Origin of the sequence: Mycolicibacterium sp. Y3 (assembly GCF_051188035.1) — a bacterium.
GTDB lineage: Bacteria > Actinomycetota > Actinomycetes > Mycobacteriales > Mycobacteriaceae > Mycobacterium > Mycobacterium fluoranthenivorans.
This window is the reverse complement of sequence record NZ_JAVQLT010000001.1, coordinates 32,412-47,144: the sequence shown is the minus strand read 5'-3', so window position 1 is coordinate 47,144 and position 14,733 is coordinate 32,412. Positions and strand designations below refer to the sequence as shown.

The 14,733-nt window shown below is 68.1% G+C and carries 14 protein-coding genes; 5 read left to right on the top strand and 9 right to left on the bottom strand.

What is annotated here, in order from left to right; translation table 11 throughout:
- Positions 1-5 precede the first annotated feature (5 nt).
- The 3 genes from QN239_RS00205 to QN239_RS00195 are packed head-to-tail and all read right to left on the bottom strand — an operon-like array spanning position 6 to position 3,651.
- The gene (locus QN239_RS00205; protein ID WP_499007547.1) at positions 6-1,214 is read right to left on the bottom strand and encodes an alpha/beta hydrolase fold domain-containing protein; all 1,209 of its coding nucleotides are present in this window, start codon (positions 1,212-1,214) and stop codon (positions 6-8) included.
- On the bottom strand, positions 1,207-2,835 hold the full coding sequence (gene fadD12, locus QN239_RS00200) for an acyl-CoA ligase FadD12 (RefSeq protein WP_499007546.1): 1,629 nt from the start codon (positions 2,833-2,835) through the stop codon (positions 1,207-1,209). The genes QN239_RS00205 and fadD12 overlap by 8 nt, the downstream gene beginning before the upstream one ends.
- A gap of 6 nt (positions 2,836-2,841) precedes the next feature.
- Positions 2,842-3,651, bottom strand: coding sequence for a 1-acyl-sn-glycerol-3-phosphate acyltransferase (locus QN239_RS00195; protein WP_499007544.1), 810 nt, complete (start codon positions 3,649-3,651; stop codon positions 2,842-2,844).
- Positions 3,652-3,761: 110 nt separating this feature from the next.
- Here QN239_RS00195 and QN239_RS00190 point away from each other — a divergent pair, with 110 nt between their 5' ends.
- On the top strand, positions 3,762-4,583 hold the full coding sequence (locus QN239_RS00190) for an arylamine N-acetyltransferase family protein (RefSeq protein WP_499007542.1): 822 nt from the start codon (positions 3,762-3,764) through the stop codon (positions 4,581-4,583).
- On the opposite strand, the gene QN239_RS00185 is transcribed toward QN239_RS00190, so the two are convergent.
- Together QN239_RS00185 and QN239_RS00180 are read right to left on the bottom strand one after the other, a co-directional pair.
- Positions 4,561-5,550 carry an acyl-CoA dehydrogenase family protein gene (locus QN239_RS00185; RefSeq protein WP_499007540.1) on the bottom strand — a complete coding sequence of 330 codons (990 nt, stop codon included), beginning with the start codon at positions 5,548-5,550 and terminating at the stop codon, positions 4,561-4,563. The genes QN239_RS00190 and QN239_RS00185 overlap by 23 nt on opposite strands.
- A 2-nt stretch (positions 5,551-5,552) precedes the next feature.
- The gene (locus tag QN239_RS00180; RefSeq protein ID WP_499007538.1) at positions 5,553-6,695 is read right to left on the bottom strand and encodes an acyl-CoA dehydrogenase family protein; all 1,143 of its coding nucleotides are present in this window, start codon (positions 6,693-6,695) and stop codon (positions 5,553-5,555) included.
- 46 nt (positions 6,696-6,741) lie between these two features.
- Between QN239_RS00180 and QN239_RS00175 the strand changes: the two genes are divergently transcribed.
- Positions 6,742-7,272, top strand: coding sequence for a dihydrofolate reductase family protein (locus QN239_RS00175; RefSeq protein WP_499007537.1), 531 nt, complete (start codon positions 6,742-6,744; stop codon positions 7,270-7,272).
- 724 nt (positions 7,273-7,996) lie between these two features.
- Positions 7,997-8,956: a hypothetical protein gene (locus tag QN239_RS00170; RefSeq protein ID WP_499007535.1), complete on the top strand. Its 960-nt coding sequence runs from the start codon at positions 7,997-7,999 to the stop codon at positions 8,954-8,956.
- On the opposite strand, the gene QN239_RS00165 is transcribed toward QN239_RS00170, so the two are convergent.
- Both QN239_RS00165 and QN239_RS00160 read right to left on the bottom strand, forming a co-directional pair.
- On the bottom strand, positions 8,953-9,522 hold the full coding sequence (locus QN239_RS00165; RefSeq protein WP_499016458.1) for a TetR/AcrR family transcriptional regulator: 570 nt from the start codon (positions 9,520-9,522) through the stop codon (positions 8,953-8,955). The two genes, QN239_RS00170 and QN239_RS00165, sit on opposite strands and share 4 nt — an antisense overlap.
- Positions 9,523-9,551: 29 nt before the next feature.
- Positions 9,552-9,686 carry a hypothetical protein gene (locus QN239_RS00160; RefSeq protein WP_267291393.1) on the bottom strand — a complete coding sequence of 45 codons (135 nt, stop codon included), beginning with the start codon at positions 9,684-9,686 and terminating at the stop codon, positions 9,552-9,554.
- A gap of 236 nt (positions 9,687-9,922) precedes the next feature.
- Here QN239_RS00160 and QN239_RS00155 point away from each other — a divergent pair, with 236 nt between their 5' ends.
- A complete protein-coding gene (locus tag QN239_RS00155) occupies positions 9,923-11,752 on the top strand; it encodes an acyl-CoA dehydrogenase (RefSeq protein WP_499007533.1) in 1,830 nt (609 codons plus the stop codon).
- 59 nt (positions 11,753-11,811) lie between these two features.
- Positions 11,812-12,357, top strand: coding sequence for a hypothetical protein (locus QN239_RS00150; RefSeq protein WP_499007532.1), 546 nt, complete (start codon positions 11,812-11,814; stop codon positions 12,355-12,357).
- A 71-nt stretch (positions 12,358-12,428) separates the two neighbouring features.
- Here QN239_RS00150 and QN239_RS00145 read toward each other — a convergent pair whose 3' ends face one another.
- Together QN239_RS00145 and QN239_RS00140 are read right to left on the bottom strand one after the other, a co-directional pair.
- Positions 12,429-13,898 (bottom strand): aldehyde dehydrogenase, encoded by a 1,470-nt coding sequence (locus QN239_RS00145; protein WP_499007530.1) that lies wholly within the window; start codon positions 13,896-13,898, stop codon positions 12,429-12,431.
- Positions 13,899-13,952: 54 nt separating this feature from the next.
- The gene (locus tag QN239_RS00140; protein WP_499007529.1) at positions 13,953-14,717 is read right to left on the bottom strand and encodes a class I SAM-dependent methyltransferase; all 765 of its coding nucleotides are present in this window, start codon (positions 14,715-14,717) and stop codon (positions 13,953-13,955) included.
- Positions 14,718-14,733: the final 16 nt, after the last annotated feature.

Sequence of the window (14,733 nt, the reverse complement as noted above, 5' to 3'; positions counted from 1 at the left end):
CACCGTCACTCCGGCCGGGTGGCCCGCGCCCAGTCCAGGAAACGTTCCACTGCCGACGCGGTGTAGTGCCCGCGCGCCGAGCCGAAGATGTCGAAGGCGTGCTGGGCGTCCGGGATCTCCGCATAGATGACCGGGGCAGTGGATACCGCGCGCAGCGCCTCGACGAACTCGCGAGCCTCCTCCACCGGGATCAGCGTGTCGTGGGTGCCGTGCAGGATGAAGAACGGCGGGGCGTCGGGGCCGACATGGGTGATGGGGGACGCATCCAGGTAGAGCTGCCGGTTGTCGGTGAACGGCAGCTTCACGATCATCCGCTCCAGCACCGACCCGAACTCGCGCCGGTCCGGGTAGCTCTCGGTGACCCAGTCGTAGCGGCCGTAGATCGGCACCGCGCCGGCCACCGACGTGTCGGCATCCTCGAACCCCGGCTGATACGCCGGATTGTTGGGGGTCAGCGCGGCCAGTGAGCAGAGGTGACCGCCGGCCGAACCCCCGGTGATGTACACCGAATTCGGGTCACCGCCGTATTCGGCGATATTGGCCTTCACCCAGGCCAGTGCGCGCTTGACGTCGACGATATGCGCCGGCCAGGCATGTTTCGGGCTGATCCGGTAGCCGATGGACACGCAGATCCAGCCGTGGTCGGCCAGCTGCGACATCAACGGATAGGCCTGTGGCCGGTGCATCCCGATCATCCACGCACCGCCGGGAACCTGCAGCAGCACAGGTGCTTTGCCGTCGCGGGGGAGATCCGGCCGCACCCAGACATCGGCGACGTTGGAGCGGTACGGCCCGTAGCTGACGGTCTTCTCGACGTACCGTCGCCGCGTCTGGCCGGTCGCGAACACCCCATCGGGACGCGGGGGCACCGACGGGAACGCCGGTCCCAACACCTCATTGAGCGGGTCTTCGAAATACGGCCGGGACCGCACGCCGCGGCGATGTACGACCGCCAGTACCAGCCAGGAGGTGACCTTGAGCAACAAGGCGATTCGTCCACTGGCGCAACGGTAGTCACCGCGCACCGCATGTCGCAGCGCGCTCAGCGCCGATCCGCCGACCACCAGTGGCACGTTCTCCGCAGTCGGCCAGCCGAATGCGAACACTCCGATCGCCGGGTAGCCACGGCGGGTCAGCGGCCGGAAGGCGTTGGCGGCGTTGACGGTTTCGGCAGTGGCGCTGAGCAGGGTGCGGAGGGCTCTGCGTTTACCCACCGACACGCTCCTGAAGGTCACGACGCACGATCTTGCCGGTGCTGTTGCGCGGCAGCTCGTCGAGCACGGTGATCTCACGCGGCACCTTGTAGTTGGCCAGATTCTCCCGCACGTACTGCTTCAGCTCGTCGGCCGTGACACCGGCCCCGGCGCCGGTCAGCACCACGAACGCGGCCAGCCGCTGCCCGAACTGTTCGTCATCCACCCCGATCACCGCCGCTTCGGCGACCTCGGGATGGGTGACCAGGATCTTCTCCACCTCGATCGGATACACGTTCTCCCCACCGGACACGATCATCTCGTCATCGCGGCCCACCACGAACAGCCGGCCCGCCTGATCCAGGTACCCGATATCGCCGGAGTTCATGTAGCCGTCGTGGAAATTCTTCGTCGAGCCGGAGGTGTACCCGTCGAACTGGGTGGGGTTGCGTACGTAGATGGTGCCCACCTCGCCGGTCGGCATCTGCTGGTGCTCCGTATCCAGGATGCGAATATCGGTGCCCTCGGCCGGTTTTCCCGCGGTATCCGGGGCGGCGCGCAGGTCGGCCGGTGTCGCCGTGGCGATCATTCCGGCCTCGGTGGCGTTGTAGTTGTTGTAGATGACGTCACCGAACTGATCCATGAACTTGATGACGACGTCGGGGCGCATCCGCGAGCCCGATGCGGCGGCGAACCGCAGGGTGCGCCCGCTGTAGCGGTTGCGGATCTCGTCGGGCAGTTCGACGATGCGGTCGAACATCACCGGCACCACACACAATCCGGTGGCCCGGTGGGTGTCGACCAGGGCCAGGGTGGCCTCCGGGTCGAACCTGCGGCGGGTGACGATGGTGCACGACATCGACGCCGCGAACGCCAGTTGGGAGAACCCCCAGGCATGGAACATCGGCGCGACGATGACGACGGTTTCCTCGGTGCGCCAGGGTGTGCGATCCAGGATCGCCTTGAGCACCTCGGGTCCGCCGCCGGAATGCTTGGCGCCCTTCGGGCTACCGGTGGTACCGGAGGTCAGCAGGATGACCTTGCTCTTCTCGGTGGCCCGCACCGGTGTCTTGCCGACGTGGTCGCGGATCAACTTCTCGACCGTGAGATCGGCGGCCGCGGTGTCGGTCCACGCGATGACGCGCGTGATGGCGGGGTTGCCCTCCAGTGCACGGTCCACCGTCGCGGTGAACTCCTCGTCGTAGATGACGGCCGCAGCCTTGTTCTCGGTCTCGCGGTCGATCACCTCGGCCATCGCCGGGCCCGCGAACGAGGTGTTGAGCAACAGCACGTCGGCGCCGATCCGGTTGGCGGCGATCAGCGACTCGATGAACCCGCGGTGGTTGCGAGCCATGATCCCGATCACCTCGGGAGAACCGATGGCCTGCAGCCCCGCGGCCAGAGCATCGGCACGCTGGTCGATTTCCCGCCAGGTGAGCGCTCCGAGCTCGTCGATCAGACCCACCCGGTCCGGACAGCGCTGCGCGGCGGCGGCGAAACCCGAGGTGATGCTCATGTTCTCCCGGGCCATCGCGGCGGCGATGCGCAGGTACTTGTCCGGGCGCAGCGGGGCGATGACGCCGGCGCGCGCCATGGTGCTGAGCAGGCCGACGGTGTTGGTGATGGGGTCGAGGAGGCCCACTACACGTCAGCCGATCACCGGGAAGCGACGTTCCTCGGCGAGTCCGTCCAAGGCGCGCTGCATGACATGGCGGACGTGCGCGTCGACCTCGTCGATGTCCGGGTTCTCGCCGAACTCCGTGTCGATGTGCACCGCGGGCAGCACCTGCATGACGATCTTGGACGGCAGCGGCACGTTCAGCGGGAGCACTGCCGACAGGCCGAACGGCACACCGAATGACAGCGGTACCACCTTGGTGCGGGCCAGCCGGGCGATCGGTCCGAGTGCCTTGGCCAGCCAGGTGCCCCGGGACAGGTACAGCTGGGTCTCCTGCCCGCCGATCCCGACCATCGGCACGATCGGCACTCCCGCGTTGATGGCGGCGCGCACGTAACCCTGGCGCCCGTCGAAGTCGATCTTGTTCGCCTCGGAGGTGGGGCGGTAGACGTCGTAGTCACCGCCGGGGAACACCACGACGACGCCGCCGGAGCGCAGCGCCTCATCGGCGTTCTCGCGGCTGGCGAGGATGAAGCCGGTCTTCTTGAAGAAGTCGGCGGTGGGCCCGACCATCAGCATGGCGTGGCTCAGCGTGTAGACGGGGCGGCCGTAGCCGAACTTCTCGTAGAAGTCGGCGGCGAAAATCGGCACATCCATGGGGAACAGGCCACCGGAGTGGTTGCACACCACGAGCGCACCGCCTGGGGGGAAGTTCTCCAGGCCGCGCACCTCGGAACGGTGGTACGCCTTGAGAAGCGGCCGCAGCCACCCCATCACCTTCTCGGTGAGGCCGGGATCGAATTTGGTGATCTCCGCGGGGTCGATCTCGGTAGCAGTCATCTGCCCCTCCAGAAAAATAGAACGTGTTCTAGTTTTGCACGGACCCGGTCGGGCGGTCAAAGAGATGCGGTGCAGATCACCCGTGGTCGCTCATGCTTCACGATAGAGAAATGACAGTCGATCCCACCGGGTACTTCGCACGAATCGGCCTCGAATACCCCGTGGTTCCCAGTCTGGACACCCTGCGGGACATCGTGGCCGCGCACAATCGCTCCATCCCGTTCGAGAACCTCGATCCGCTGATGGGCATCCCCGTGCATGACCTGAGCGCCGAGGCGCTCTCCGCCAAGCTGGTCGGCCGCCGGCGCGGGGGCTACTGCTACGAGAACAACGGGTTGCTGGCCTATGCGCTGGAGCACCTCGGGTACGGGGTGGACCGTCTGGCGGGGCGGGTGGTGTGGATGCGGCCACCGGACGCGCCCAAGACCGGGATCACCCACAACGTGCTGGCCGTCACCGTGCCGGGTGAAGACGGCCGCTTCCTGGTCGACGTTGGCTTCGGCGGCCAGACGCTGTCCTCGCCGATCAGGTTGCAGGCGGGACCGGTGCAGCACACCCGCCATGAGCCCTACCGGCTGGTGGACCACCTTGAGGGCCTGCAACTGCAGACCCAGATCCACGGCGACTGGCTGCCGCTGTACCAGTTCAGCCTGCGCACCCAGCCCCTGGTCGATCTGAGCATCGGGTCCTGGTATTCGTCGACCTATCCGACGGCGGTCTTCGTGGTCGGGCTGTCGGTCGCCCTGGTCACCGACACCGCGCGGTGGAATCTGCGCGGCCGGAATCTGGCCATCCACACCGATGGCAGCACCGAGAAGATCCGCTTGGCGTCGGCCGCGGAGGTGCTCGAACAGCTCACCGGCCGGTTCGGCATCGACCTGGCCGGGCTCGGTGATGTGGAGGCCCGGGTCAGCCAGGTGTTGGACACGTGATCAGCACATCCCACGGATCGGCGGCGTCCAGCGCCAGCCGGCCCAGCCGTCGAGCGTGGGATGCGGTGCTGCCGAACTCATCGCTCCAGCTGCGGGCCCGCATGGTGGCCGACCACAGCTGGTGCTCGATGGTGACGCCGATGGCGCCGTGCAGTTGGTGGGCGATGGTGGTGACCGGAGTGACGGCCCGCCCGACGGCCACCTTCGCCACGGTCACCGCGTAGTCGGCCTGCGGCGCCGCGAAACCGTATTCGGTGACCGCTGCCGTCGCCAGATCCGTCGCTGCTCGGGCGCGTTCGACCTCGCCGGCCATGGCGGCAAGTGAATGCTGGACCGCCTGGAACTTGCTCAGCGCCCGGCCGAACTGCACCCGCTCCGACGTGTGCGCGACGGTCAGCTCCAACGCGGAATCGAAGGCGCCGACGATCTGGACGCAGCGCGCCCATGCGCCGCGGCGCGCCAGTTCGTCACCGATCGCGGTGTCCAGGCGCTGCAGGCCGACGGTGTCGTAGGCCAGGGTGCCGCGCGGTTCGCCGGCCAGATTGTGGCCGTCGGTGATCTGCGGATCCGCCGCCAGCCCCACCGAGATGCCCTCCGCCGATCGGTCGGCCACGACGACGGTCGCCGCGCGCGGCCAGGGCACGCCGGTCGCGGTACCGTCGGTGCCGATCGCCACCGTCAGCGGCCCCGTCTCGGGCACCGCGATCCCCGCCTGCCGGGCCAGCCAGCCGGCCAGCAGGTCCGTTTCGGCGATCGGGACGGCCGCGGCGTAGCGGGCCAGGCCGCCGAGTACCACGGCCGATTCGGCCGGGCCGGCGCCCTGCTCGGTGGTGAGCCGGCTCAACCCGGTCTCGTCCAGGTTCTGCCACAGCTCGGCATCGAAAACCTCGGGGAGCCTGCGCTTCCCGAAGTTGGCGTCATAGGACCGGCGGCCGATGTCATCGACCAGCGCAGCGAGCTCATCCATGGTCAGCGCACCCCCAGACCGCGGGCGATCACACCGCGCAGCACCTCGTTGGTCCCGCCGCGCAGCGTGAACATCGGCGAATGCAGCCGCGCCGTGTCCAGCACGGCACGCAGCCCGCCGGGATCGTCCACCGACTCCAGCAGATCGGCACACAGCTCCACCGACTCCTGCTCGAAGCGGGTGCCCAGATCCTTCACCAGCGCGGCCCGGGTGGCCGCATCGCGTCCGGCGGCAAGATCGCGCGCCACCGCCACCGACAGCTGGCGGAGCGACATCGCGCGGCCCAACAGGTCACCCACGGCCGTCGCGGTGCGGTCGTCGACATCGGGACCCAGCGCGCGGATCACGCCGAAGATCAGGATCGCGGTCGACAGGATCCGTTCGGGGCCACTGCGCTCGAAGCCCAGCTCGGCGGTGACCTGATGCCAGCCGTCGCCCACCTGGCCCAGCACGTCGTTGTTGCCGACCCTCACCTCCGCGAAGGTCACCTCGTTGAAGTGGTGGTGCCCGTCCAGCGTGACGATCGGGCTGATCGTGACGCCGGGGGAATCCAGCGCGACGATGAACTGACTGAAACCGGCGTGCCGGTGCTCGGGATCCAGCGGACTGGTGCGGGCCAGCACGATCGCGAAATGTGCGCGATGTCCGCCGCTGGTCCACACCTTCGTCCCGTTGAGCACCCAGCCGCCGTCGGTGCGGGTGGCCCGGGTGGCGGTCGCCGCCAGATCCGATCCGGCGCCGTGCTCGCTCATGCCGATCGCCGAATACAGCCGGCCCGCCGCGATCTGCGGCAACAGCCGGCGGCGCTGTTCCTCGGACCCGTAGGACAGCAGCGACGGCGCCACCTGCCGGTCGGCGAACCAGTGCGCGGCCACTGGAGCGCCCTGGCCGAGCAGTTCCTCGGTCACCACGTAGCGGTGCAGGAAGCCCTGCCCGTGGCCGCCGTACTCGGACGGGATGGTCAGCCCGACATAGCCGGCGTCGGCCAGCCGCTCGCTGAAACCGGCGTCCCAACTGGTCAGCCACGAGTCGATCTGGGGTTCCCAGCCGTGCGCGGCCCGGTCGGAGGTGATGAACCGCCGGACCGAAGCCCGCAGCTCGGCCAGGTCACCGTCGTTGGCGCACAGCGCTTCGAATTCGCTCACTGGTGAGGCAGTCTAGATGTCGGTGCCGGGACCCATACTCGCGGTCATGGCCACCATCTACTACACCGCGTCCAGCCTGGATGGATTCATCGTCGACGACCACGACAGCCTGGACTGGCTGCTTACCCGGGACATCGATGCTGCCGGGCCGTTCGGCTACGAGGCGTTCGCCGCCTCGGTGGGGGCGCTGGTGATGGGGGCGCAGACCTACGAGTGGCTGGTGCGCAACCAGGAAGGCGACTGGATGTACGAACAGCCGTCCTGGGTGCTGACGAGCCGCCCGGGCATCGTCGCCGACGGACACCCGGTCCGGGTGTTCCACGGTGATGTCACCGAGTTGCATCCGCAGCTGTCGGCCGCGGCGGGAGACCGCCACGTCTGGGTGGTCGGTGGCGGGGTGGTCGCCGCGCAGTTCGTCGCGGCCGGGCTGGTGGACGAGATGATCGTGAGTTATGCGCCGTGCACCCTCGGCAAGGGCGCCCCGGTACTGCCGGTGCGCTCGGAGTGGACGCTGACCGAGTCGGCGGTCAATGGCGAGTTCATCTGTGCACGTTGGGTTGCCGCTCCGGCGGACTGACCGCACACCCGCCGCGACTTGTGGCAACTCCAGAGGCGCGCCGCGGTGGCTGCGCGCGCGCCGCGGTCCCCGCCGGACCGCAGCGGTGCACGGTCCCGCTCGCGCCGGCGGTGCGTTTTGCTGAACCCGACGTCGCGCGCGGTGACCGTCGTGCGTCCCCGGCGGGGCGCATATTGCGCCGCCGGCTCACGGCGCTATGCCTGCGGCCCGTTCGGGGTGCTGGGGAACGCCGGTGCTCCGCCGGTGCTGTTTGCAATATCATCGCGCTCCTGAAAACCCTTGGCCGAGAAGGCAATCAGAAGCTACACCGGAATTTGCCGAAATCGGATGCGCGGCCGGCGCTCTCGGTATCGCCGGCCTCAGGTCACCGTACCGGCGTTGCTGGCGTACCGATCGCCGGTGTTTTCAGCGTGTTTCCGGTGCCTGAACGACTATTTGCTGGTTCAACGAATCGCGGCGTTGGAGTGTGCCCGGCACACGAGCATCCGTGAGGTGTGGCGCGTCGGGAGGCTCGCGATCAGCGAACTATCGAACCGCATTGCAGGCGAAACACCTTGGCGGGAAATGGCTTTCAGCCGCATCTCGGCGGGCCTGCCGACGCTGGTGTCTCCGGAAAGAAGTTTGCCCGAGTTTTTCAGCTAACTCCGCACGACGACGGGAAGTAATTTACGCTGCTGCCAATGTCGACGCATCGGCGCCGGCGCACAGGGCGAAGGAGACGAGCATGAAGGCTGCCGGGTACGTCGGGCGCGTGGGCGGTCTGGCCGTGGCGCTGGGTATCGGTGCGGCGGTGACTCTGGGATGCGGCACGGCTGCCGCGGATTCCACCGAGTCGTCCCAGGGCGCATCCTCGACATCCGCCGCGTCCGGACCGTCGGCCGCCAAACCGGCGGACGGTACCAAGACCCCCGGCGGGAAACGGCGCAACGGTAGCGGTGCGGTCAAGAACGACAGCGCGGCGTCCAAGGATGACAGCGCCTCGTCGACCACGCGGAAGCCCCGCAAGCGCACCACGACCGTGGCCGGCAGCTCGTCAGTCAAGGACAGCGGATCGGCATCGGAGACGAGCGCAGGATCGTCTCCGGCGCAGGATGTCTCGGACACCTCGAGCGGCGTGCCGAAGGTGGACGCGGTGACGGTGCCGTCGTCGACCGGGACCGAGGTGGCCGCGGCGATCAAGCCGGCGAAGGTGAGCAGGAAAGCCGCCCCGGCCGATCCGGCCACACCGCCACCGGCACCCGCGGAGCTGCTGCTCCTCGGCGCGTCGCGCAAGCTCGGCGGTGGTCACTCCGGCGTCGCCAGCACCGCGAAGGTGGCCTCCACCACGACCTCGAAGGTCGCGGCAGCCAGTGCCACGACAGCGGTGGCCAAGACCGCGACAGCCGCTGCCAGCGTGACCACGGCCACCACCACCACCACTGCCACGACGGCCACGACGGCCACTGACCCGTTGTCGACGCTGAAAAAGGTTGCGCCGTACCTGAAGTACGTCAAGGCGGCGGTGACGGCGGCGCAGACGGTGGTCCAGAACACCTTGACCTATGTGACCACCAACACGTCGGTGAACCTCGGCTCCGCAACCGCGGCGGTCGTCGGTGCGCTGCAGACGCTGGACTCGAAGTTGAGCACTGTCGCCCAGACTGTCGACGTCCTGGTGAAACTTGCCGACCTGCTCGGCTACTAGCGACCTGGAATTCCGTACACTCGCACGAATTCCCTTGACTTGATCAGGAATTCGAGTTGGTGACCGACCTGGTGCAGCGGTTCTGGGGTGCGGGCAGACCGGCACAGCACCACCGCGCCTTCCAGCGCGGCGATGCACATGACGGCCAGTGATTCGGCATCGGCGGACTCGAAACCGTCCCTGCGAAAGGTCTGACTCAGCGCGTCGCGCCACCGCGCGAAGATCTCGCCGGCCGCAGTGGCCAGGACCGAGTCATCGTCGGTGGAGCTGATGGCTGCCGCCATGACCGGGCAGCCCGCGGTGTACGCACTGCCCGCCAGTGCGCGTTCCCAGAAAGCGACGAACTGTCGCACCAGGGCCATGCCGCCGCGGTCGGCGGCGGCATCGATGACCTCGGTGAGGGAATCCCCGGCATAGTTCAGTGCCTCGATGAGCAGCTGGCTGCGGCCCTGGGGGAAGTGGTAGTAGACCGAACCGCGCGGTGCGCCGCTGCGCGCCAGGACCTCGTCGATGGTGACCCCGGCCGCGCCGCGTTCGCGCAGGACGTCGACCGCGGTGACGAGCATCGCGCGCCGCGTCGACCCGCGCTTGCGGGTCAGGCCGCCCGCGACGGACGCCACTGCATGGTGCGCGGGTTGAGCCGGGCCCGGACCCGATCGAAGGTACGGCGGGGCTGGTCCACCCGGTGTGTGCACCGGTGGCCGGCGACGTTGAGCTCGATGAGCAACATCGTGTGCCCCCTTTCTATGGCTTTGAGCATAAACCAGGAACGCGCCGTCGACCATCGGCGATCCCGTCAAAACGCCTGGTGGTGGGTTAACAATCGATGAACACCCACGCGGGTACCGCCGGCGTACTCGAGGAATATGGTGTAGTACATATTTAGCCCGCCAGAACCGACCGTGCGGCACGACGACCCTGGGCGATTCCCAGGGCGTTGACCGCGTCGGCCGATAGGCTCGCCTCATGGGGCACTACCGCAGCAATGTCAGGGACCTCGAGTTCAACCTGTTCGAGGTCTACGCACTCGAAAAGATCTTGGCCACAGGCCAGTTCGGGGATCTCGACGGCGAATCGGTCCGGCAGATGCTCGACGAGGCCGGCCGTCTCGCGGAGGGCCCCCTGGCAGAGGCCTTCGCAGAGACCGACCGTCATCCGCCGACCTTCGACCCCGAGTCCCATGTGGTCAGCATTCCCGAGCCGTTCAAGAAATCGCTGCGGGCGTGGAAGTCCGGCGAATGGTTCCGGATCGGCTTGGAGGAGAGTGTCGGCGGGGTACCTGCACCGGCGATGCTGGCGTGGGCCATCAACGAATTCGCGCTCGGCGCGCAGCCCGCGGCCTTCATGTACCTCGCCGGACCGGTGCTGGCGAGCATCCTCTACGAAATCGGTAACGAGAAGCAGCGGCAGTGGGCCGTCCAGTCGGTCGAGCGGAACTGGGGCGCGACCATGGTGCTGACCGAGCCCGACGCCGGCTCCGATGTCGGTGCGGGCCGCACCAAGGCCACCCAGCAGCCCGACGGCACCTGGCACCTCGACGGGGTCAAGCGGTTCATCACCAACGGTGACACCGACGACCTGTTCGAGAACATCCTGCATATGGTGCTGGCCCGGCCGGAAGGTGCCGGGCCGGGGACCAAGGGGTTGTCCCTGTTCGTGGTGCCCAAGTTCATCCCGGACGACGACGGAGCGCCAGGGGAGCGCAACGGGGTCTTCGTCACCGGGTTGGAACACAAGATGGGCCTCAAGGCATCGGCGACCTGCGAGCTGACCTTCGGCCAGCACGGGGTACCGGCGGTCGGCTGGCTGGTGGGCGATGCCCACAGCGGTATCGCGCAGATGTTCAAGATCATCGAGTACGCGCGAATGATGGTCGGCACCAAGGCGATATCGACCCTGTCCACCGGATATCTGAACGCGCTGGAGTACGCCAAGACCCGGATCCAGGGCGCCGACATGACCGAGATGTCGAACAAGACGGCGCCGCGGGTGACCATCCTGCACCACCCGGACGTGCGACGAGCCCTGCTCGTGCAGAAGTCCTACGCCGAAGGGTTGCGGGCGCTCTACCTGTTCACCGCCGCGCACCAGGATCCGGCGGCGGCCGCCATCGTGTCGGGAGCCGATGAAGCGATGGCCGAGCGGGTCAACGACCTGCTGCTGCCGATCGTCAAGGGGGTGGGATCCGAGCGCGCCTACCAATGCCTGACCGAATCGTTGCAGACCTTCGGCGGCTCGGGCTTCCTGCAGGACTACCCGGTCGAGCAGTACATCCGCGATGCCAAGATCGACTCGCTCTACGAAGGCACCACCGCCATCCAGGCGCAGGACTTCTTCTTCCGCAAGATCGCCCGCGATCAGGGTGGGGCGCTGTCCCATGTGGTCGCGCGCATCCAGGCGTTCCTCGACCGCGACAACGCCAGTCCGGAACTGGCCGACGGGCGCGCGCTGTTGCGGACGGCGCTGGCGGATGTGACGGCGATGGTCACCGCCATGACGGGATATCTGATGGGCTCGCAGGAGAATTCGCGGGAGCTCTACCGGGTCGGGCTGTCCTCGGTGCCCTTCCTGCTCGCCGTCGGCGACCTGTTCATCGGCTGGTTGTTGTTGGAGCACGCCGAGATCGCCCATACCGCGCTGGCCGGCGCCACCGACCGGGACCGCGATTTCTACCTCGGCAAGATCGGCGCGGCGGACTTCTTCGCCGCGCACGTGCTGCCGCGGCTGGCGTCGGACCGGGCGGTCATCGAGGCGATGGGGCTGGCGCCGATGGAGCTGCCCGAAGGGGCGTTCTAGGGGCACGCCGCCGGCAGTGCTCCAGCGAGATCGACCGCAGGGTTGGTTACAGTCACCCCATGGTGATCCCCAAGGCCGCGGCGGGGGTGCTGGCGGCCGCAGCCCTCGTCACGGCCTGCGCGCATGAGAACACCGCGACACCAACAACACCCGCGTCCGCCACGACCACCACGGCGTCATCGCCGGCTGTCCTGCCCGGGGTACCCGCGTTCCTGCCGCAGCCGCCGGCCAACCGTGGTCAGCTCGACCTGATCGGCTACCTGACGGCCCCTGGCCCGGACGGCACCACCGTGGCCACGGTGTACTTCCACGCGCCCGCCGTCACCTCGGTCATCCCGCCCGGGATGGCGGGCCCGCCGCCGTGCGATATCGCCGCGCGCGTCACCGGTGCGGGCACCGACCACGTGACCGTCGACATCGATCTCACCTTCTCGGCGAGCTCGGCGCAGGCCAACCGGATCATGGCCGACTGCTGGACCGGCGATGCGCACAACCCGGTCGTGCGCTCCTATGTGGTGGGCCCGGTTCCGGCCACGGCGAAACTGTTCACCGGGAAGCCGGCACCGGACACCCCGCTGCCCAAACTGACGGAGCCGCCCCGCTAGCCGGCGGCCCAACAGAAAAGGCCCACGCTCGGAGTCACTCCGGCGCAGGCCTTTTCGCGGTCTATCGAGTTTTACTCGGGCGTGTACCCGAACGGCAGCAGCACGCTCTTGGACTCGCAGTAGCCCGAGATGCCCTCCGGCCCACATTCGCGGCCGATACCGGAGTTCTTGTACCCACCGAACGGTGCGCCCGCATCGAAGGCGTACATGTTGATCCCGTAGGTGCCGGTGCGAATCTGCTTGGCGATCTCCACGGCCTTGGCGTAGTCGGTGGTGTACACCGAACCGGCCAGGCCGTACACCGAGTCGTTGGCGATGCGTACCGCGTCGGCCTCGTCGTCGAACGGGATCACCACGAGGACGGGTCCGAAGATCTCCTCCTGCGCGATGGTCATCGAGTTGTCCACATCGGCGAATACCGTCGGCTGCACGAACCAGCCGCTGTCCAGGCCCTCGGGGCGGCCGCCGCCGGTGACGATGCGCGCACCCTCCTCGACGCCCTTCTTGATGTAGCCCTCGACGCGCTCACGCTGCTTCTCGCTGATCAGCGGGCCGATCATGGCGGCCGGGTCATCGGGGGTGCCGACCTGCATCCCGGCCGCCGCGGCGGCGACCTTCTCGACCACCTCGTCATAGCGCGACCGCGGGGCCAGGATGCGGGTCTGGCCCACGCAGGCCTGCCCCGAGTTCATCAGGCCCGAGAAGATCAGCATCGGCAGCGTCGAATCCAGGTCGGCGTCTTCCAGGATGATCGCGGCGGACTTGCCGCCCAGCTCCAGCGTGCACGGCTTGAGCTTCTCGGCCGCGATCTTGCCGATCTCCTTGCCGACCGCGCTGGAGCCGGTGAAGGTGAACTTGTCCAGCGCCGGGTTGTCGGTCAGCGCGCGACCGGTCTCGACACCGCCGGGCACCACCGAGAGCACACCTTCGGGCAGGCCGGCCTCGGCGAACACGTCGGCCATCAGGTTGGTGGTCAGCGGTGTTTCGGCGGCCGGCTTGAGCACGATGGTGCAGCCGGCCAGCAGCGCCGGGCCCAGCTTGTTGGCGGCCAGGAAGAACGGCACATTCCAGGCCACCACGGCGCCGACGACACCGATGGGCTCCTTGAGCACCAGGGTCTGCCCGTAGAGCCCGTCGCGGATGTCCTGCCAGGCGAACTTGTCGGCAGCCGAGGCGTAGAACTGCAGGGTCGAGATCGCCGCGCCGTACTGCATCATGTCGACGATGGTCTGCGGCTGGCCGGTCTCCAGCTTGAGCAGGTGCTTGAACTCCTCGGCGCGGGCCTCGATCAGCTCGACGGCCTTGGCGAGCACCGCCTCGCGCTCCTTCGGGGACATCCGCGGCCACGGGCCTTCGTCGAAAGCCTTGCGAGCTGCGGCGCACGCAGCGTCCACATCCGCCTTCGCGGCCAGCGGAACCTGGCCGACCTTCTGTTCGGTCGCGGGGGAGAAAACCTCGATGACCTCCGAGGTCGACGGTTCAACCCACCGACCACCGATGAACAGCTTGTCCCATGTCGTCTTGAACGCCGTCTGTGTCATGGCCGTCACATTACCCAGTTCTGCGCAAAACGAGAACCTGTTCCATCGGCGGCCTCAGGTGGGCCGCAACACCAGCACCAGATTGCTCACGGCGAATTCCCGGAACCCCGGGACCGAGGTCATCCACCACGCCCATCGTGGGTGGTAGCGGGGGTATGCGGCGACCAGCGCGCCGGTCGAGCGGGCCCACCGCAATCCGTCCGCCGCGGACACCGCGAACAACGACGAACCGTAGTCGTTCTTCGGCCGGTGCCCATGTCTGCGGGTGTACCGCCGCGCCGCGCGAGCCCCACCCAGATAGTGCGTCAACCCCATCTCGTGACCACCGAACGGCCCCAGCCACACCGTGTAGGACAGCACCACCAGCCCGCCGGGCCGGGTCACCCGCAGCATCTCGTTACCCAGCCGCCACGGGTGCCGGACGTGCTCGGCCACATTCGACGACAGGCAGATGTCGACGCTGCCATCGGCGAACGGCAGGGCCAGCCCCGAGGCCCGGACGAACAGACCACTGCCGGGCTCACTCGCAGGTCCGGCGTGCATTTCCGTCGGATCCGGCTCCACCCCGATATAGCTCATTCCGGCCGCCTCGAACGCCGCGGAGAAGTAGCCGGGGCCACCGCCGACGTCGAGCACCGTCCGGCCCGCCACCGGTGACGAGGTGGCACCGGCCCACAGGTCGGCCACCATGGCGGCCGTGTCGGCGGCCAGCGCGCCGTAGAACCGGGCCGGGTCGCTCTGCTCGAAGCGGAATGCCCCCAGCAATCGAGCCGACCGGCGCAGTGTCGCCCGCCGGGCGAACGAATCCAAGGGACGCACCCGCTCAAACTACTCA

Coding starts and splice junctions, on each gene's coding strand:
- QN239_RS00190 (WP_499007542.1), top strand. CDS start 3,762: ATGACAGTCGATCCCACCGGGTACTTCGCACGAATCGGCCTCGAATAC.
- QN239_RS00165 (WP_499016458.1), bottom strand. CDS start 9,522: ATGCTCGTCACCGCGGTCGACGTCCTGCGCGAACGCGGCGCGGCCGGG.
- QN239_RS00185 (WP_499007540.1), bottom strand. CDS start 5,550: ATGGATGAGCTCGCTGCGCTGGTCGATGACATCGGCCGCCGGTCCTAT.
- QN239_RS00175 (WP_499007537.1), top strand. CDS start 6,742: ATGGCCACCATCTACTACACCGCGTCCAGCCTGGATGGATTCATCGTC.
- QN239_RS00155 (WP_499007533.1), top strand. CDS start 9,923: ATGGGGCACTACCGCAGCAATGTCAGGGACCTCGAGTTCAACCTGTTC.
- QN239_RS00195 (WP_499007544.1), bottom strand. CDS start 3,651: ATGACTGCTACCGAGATCGACCCCGCGGAGATCACCAAATTCGATCCC.
- QN239_RS00170 (WP_499007535.1), top strand. CDS start 7,997: ATGAAGGCTGCCGGGTACGTCGGGCGCGTGGGCGGTCTGGCCGTGGCG.
- QN239_RS00160 (WP_267291393.1), bottom strand. CDS start 9,686: ATGTTGCTCATCGAGCTCAACGTCGCCGGCCACCGGTGCACACACCGG.
- QN239_RS00150 (WP_499007532.1), top strand. CDS start 11,812: ATGGTGATCCCCAAGGCCGCGGCGGGGGTGCTGGCGGCCGCAGCCCTC.
- QN239_RS00145 (WP_499007530.1), bottom strand. CDS start 13,898: ATGACACAGACGGCGTTCAAGACGACATGGGACAAGCTGTTCATCGGT.